Origin of the sequence: uncultured Campylobacter sp. (assembly GCF_937997465.1) — a bacterium.
Taxonomy (GTDB): Bacteria; Campylobacterota; Campylobacteria; order Campylobacterales; family Campylobacteraceae; genus Campylobacter_A.
In genome coordinates, this window is sequence record NZ_CALKTQ010000277.1 from 1 (window position 1) to 3808 (window position 3808).

Annotated in this window: 4 protein-coding genes and 1 pseudogene; 1 reads left to right on the forward strand and 4 read right to left on the reverse strand. The window is 40.2% G+C overall.

Features of this window, described 5'->3' with window-relative positions; all coding sequences use genetic code 11:
* Positions 1 to 74: 74 nt before the first annotated feature.
* The 3 genes from Q0546_RS09165 to Q0546_RS09175 form a co-directional block, all read right to left on the reverse strand.
* Positions 75 to 371 carry a hypothetical protein gene (locus tag Q0546_RS09165; RefSeq protein ID WP_298792410.1) on the reverse strand — a complete coding sequence of 99 codons (297 nt, stop codon included), beginning with the start codon at positions 369 to 371 and terminating at the stop codon, positions 75 to 77.
* Positions 372 to 524: 153 nt separating this feature from the next.
* Positions 525 to 2516: an ATP-binding protein gene (locus Q0546_RS09170; RefSeq protein WP_298792412.1), complete on the reverse strand. Its 1992-nt coding sequence runs from the start codon at positions 2514 to 2516 to the stop codon at positions 525 to 527.
* An 84-nt stretch (positions 2517 to 2600) separates the two neighbouring features.
* Positions 2601 to 3158 carry a metallophosphoesterase gene (locus Q0546_RS09175; RefSeq protein WP_298792414.1) on the reverse strand — a complete coding sequence of 186 codons (558 nt, stop codon included), beginning with the start codon at positions 3156 to 3158 and terminating at the stop codon, positions 2601 to 2603.
* An 88-nt stretch (positions 3159 to 3246) separates the two neighbouring features.
* Here Q0546_RS09175 and Q0546_RS09180 point away from each other — a divergent pair, with 88 nt between their 5' ends.
* Entirely contained in the window at positions 3247 to 3504 is a 258-nt protein-coding gene (locus Q0546_RS09180) for a hypothetical protein (RefSeq protein ID WP_298792416.1), read from the forward strand.
* On the opposite strand, the pseudogene Q0546_RS09185 reads toward Q0546_RS09180, so the two are convergent.
* A pseudogene (locus Q0546_RS09185) lies at positions 3501 to 3808 on the reverse strand (NAD-dependent deacetylase); the annotation flags it as partial. The gene Q0546_RS09180 and the pseudogene Q0546_RS09185 sit on opposite strands and share 4 nt — an antisense overlap.

The window sequence follows — 3808 nt, forward strand, 5'->3', positions numbered from 1 at the left end:
TAGTTCTTTTATTTTTTCGTAGATCATTGATTATCCTTTTTTGATTTTCGTGCCGATACATTTTTTGCACGTTTTTAAACGCCTGTAGCCAAAAGCCACACCTTGATTTTTTCGCTTAAAAGCTTATGCGTATTTACGCTAAAAACTATTTTTGATTTTTTACTACAAATTTGTTCCACCTCCTTTACTATTTTTAATACTACTTCTAGCGGCATTTCAGGATTTGCCGTAAAATTTAAGGCCACAAATTTTGCTCTTTTTATAGGCAACTCCGCAATCTTTTGTAAAATTTCCTCTTCCGTAAAAGTACCGCAAAAGCCCATTATCTCGCCTTTTGCATTTAAAACGTTTTTTAAGTCTTTTAAGTCCATAACCGCCTTTCTTGATACCCTATACAAATAAGCTTCAAAAAATTTTAGGAAAAATGGCAAAAACCATCAAATTTCTTAAAATAGTGTTACGGTTTTACTCATTTAGCATTAGTTTGCCGGTAGTTCCGGCAAAAACTCATTCAAAATTATCCTTTAAAACCCCACCCTGCGCCCATTGTCTTCGATATTCTTATGCTTTATTTCCTCGTTTAGTCTATCTATAAATTCGCCCGTGCTTAAAATAGGACTAAATTTAGCCGATCTTGCTACCGTGGCGAAGTCCCCAGGCGTTAGAAATTTGATTTTTTCTACGCTATTTTTTGCCGTTTTATCTACGCTTATACCTAGCGACTCGCACTCTTTTTGTAGTAGTTTAGCTGCCTGAGTACCGTCCATATAGCCAAACTCCACCTTCATATCAAAGCGCCTAATGCTAGCCCTATCCAAACCTTCCATCAAATTCGTCGTGGCGATAAACACCCCATCAAAGCCCTCCATTTGCACTAGCATTTCATTTACCTGCGTTATTTCCCAGCTCCTTATAGCCTTATTCCTATCTTGCAAAAAGCTATCTATCTCGTCAAATACCAGCACGGCGTTTTGATCTTTGGCTTCTTTAAAAGCGTTTGCGATGTTTTTCTCCGTGTTTCCCGCGTAGCAGTCGATGAGATCGCTTGCTTTTTTGATGATTAGCTTGCTATTTAGGCTTTTGGCGATAAATTTAGCATACTCGCTCTTGCCAGTGCCCGCCGGACCGTAGAGGCAAAGCCTAGCGTTTTTGCTCTCTTTTATACCTTTTGCCAGCTCTTTTAAATTTACACTCGCGTTTATCAAACTCACGTCGTAGTTTTGCGGCAAATTTATCTCCTTGTTTTTATCTTTCTTGCCTTTCTTTTTAGCAGTAACGAAACCTTGCGCTTTTAGGCTACTTTTTATCAAATTTTTAAACGCTTCATCCTTGCTTTCATGACTTAAATTTGAAATGACTTTTGTCGCGCCGGATATTAGCGCAGGCGTGATAGCTCTGTTTTTAGCTAGCTTTTTGAGCAATTCCTCGCTTACTTGGCCGTTTGTGTAGCGCTTTAGTATTTCTAGTCGCTTAAATTTGGGCGGGATTTTAAACTCTATAACCATATCAAAGCGCCTGATATAGGCGTTATCTATCTCGTCTATGTCGTTGGTTATCCAAAATGTCGGTACGCTGTTGCTCTCTAAAGTCGAGTTAAATAACGCTTTAGACATCCTTTCTGTGCCTTTAAAAACATCCTCTATCTCGTCAAACATTATGATGTCGCGCTCTTTATTTAAAACCTTGTCCGCAGTTTTTAGCGATAAAAATCGCTTTTCACCGCTATAATTATCGTCTGTATATCGGCTTTTTGAGGCTATTTCGTAAAGATTTCTGTCTAACTCGGCGGCTATCATTTTGACAAACTCGGTCTTACCCGTGCCGGGAAGTCCGTAAAGCAAAATATTTACGCCCTTATCCGCCTTTAAAATATGGCTTTTTATCGTGGCTTCGTCTACTTTTATATGCCTAAAATCATCAAATTTGAGCGATGACTTGCCTGCTTTAAAAAACGTCGATCTAAAAACCTCTAAAATATCGCCCTGAGCGTTTAACATATCTGTGCTAAAGTAGATGTAAAAAAACTTAAATACGCAATCAAGCCTGATATCTTGCCTCTCGTTCATTTCTAAAATATTGCTTTGTCTTAGCTTTGATTCGGGACATAGTGCTTCTTTTACATGTGCGGTAGGCACGCCTATGATATAGCCCAAAACCTCGTAAAAAGCGATAATGTGCATATCTCCCAGATACCTACAAATGTCTTGGAGAGCGGCAAATTCATTTACGATTACGGCAAATTCTATGATTTTTCTGTTTATTTCATCTAAATTTAGCACCGCACACAAAGCATCCAAATTTCTATCTAAAGTCTCAATGCTGGTTATTTTTGATTTTTCAAGCTCGGCTAGGAGATTTTTGAACCTGATTTTTGCTTCTGCCACAGATTCACCCTCTTGCAAGATGCCGTCGAACTTTTGAAAAAAACTATCTGGCATGCCGAATTTTTCGATCGCTCTTAGCGCCCAAAGTTTGATTTTGTTTTCGATCTGGGGCGGTAGTAAAATATCATCCATGGCAGCTCCTTTTTTGGATGATTTTACTTGCATTTTAGGACATTTCGCGGTCCAAATTTAACAAATTTGGTTGCCGATCGGCAGTTAAATTTCTAAAATATTAAGCTCTAGACTTGAGTTATATATCTTGCAGTTGCCGATTTTATCGACTCTTGATAGCGGATCATGCACGTGCCCGCAAAGGATGATTTTTGCTTTTAGTAGCCCGTGCTTTAGCGCCCTATAAAGCTCTTTATCGCCAAAATCTCTACCGCACTCAACGGCCGTTTGCGTGTGAGCGGGCGGGACATGTGCGAGCAGCACGTCGCACTCCGCAAAGTCCAAAATATCCGTACACATATAAGGAACGCAACCAAATTTTATCTCTTCAATCGCCTTTATATCGCCGTCTGCGTAAACATTTGGCATTTTCATCCATGCGGCATCGCCAGAGCCGTCTACATCGTGGTTGCCGCTACATACAAATATTTTTCCTTTAAAATTTTCAAGCCACCGCCCGACCCAAGCCTTTTGCTCGCTAACGCCCTTTTGGCTTGCGTCTATCAGATCGCCGCTTATGCAGCAAACGTCAAATTCTAGCCCCCAAATTTGATCAAATTTGGCCTTATCAAAGTGCAAATCGCTTGCGTGCAAAATTTTCATCTCATTTCCTTTTTTTGGCACGTATTTGGACACGGTTCTGTCCGTTTTAAAATATATAATTTTATCAAATTTAACCAAAGGAGATAGGATGATTAAATTTGACGTTCATTGCAGGTTAAGCGAGCTTCACACTAAATTTAAAAGCGGTCTTGGAGTACCGACGGCATCCGTAAAGTCGCTAAAACTAGAGTTAAGCTCGGGCGACGAGATCTCGCTTTTAGCTATCGTCAAAGCGGTAAATTTGATAAAAGGCGAGCTAAAAGCGGACGCCAAATTTCACTTCGTAAATCAAATTTCGCCGATAAAAAACGGCGAAATATCGGCAAATTTTACGCTCCTGGTTTAACCCAGGAGCATCTTTAATCCCTCAAGTCCTCCAGCCTTTATCGCCATGCCTCTATATGCGCTTACGTGGGTATCTACCGGGTTTATGCGGATTAGATGAGCCATTTTAAATCTTTTTGCCATCTTTTCTCCAAAAATCCTGATCGTTGGTACGGCAAGCCCAGCTCCGATCTCGATTATAACTATGCGCGAGTTCATATTATGGCTAAGCCACGCATCGTACTTTTTGCGCTGCGCCCAGGCCCTTTTATGGTTAAATTCGTGATCGTAAAACATAAGGATATTTGGGCGGCTCACGCATCCGC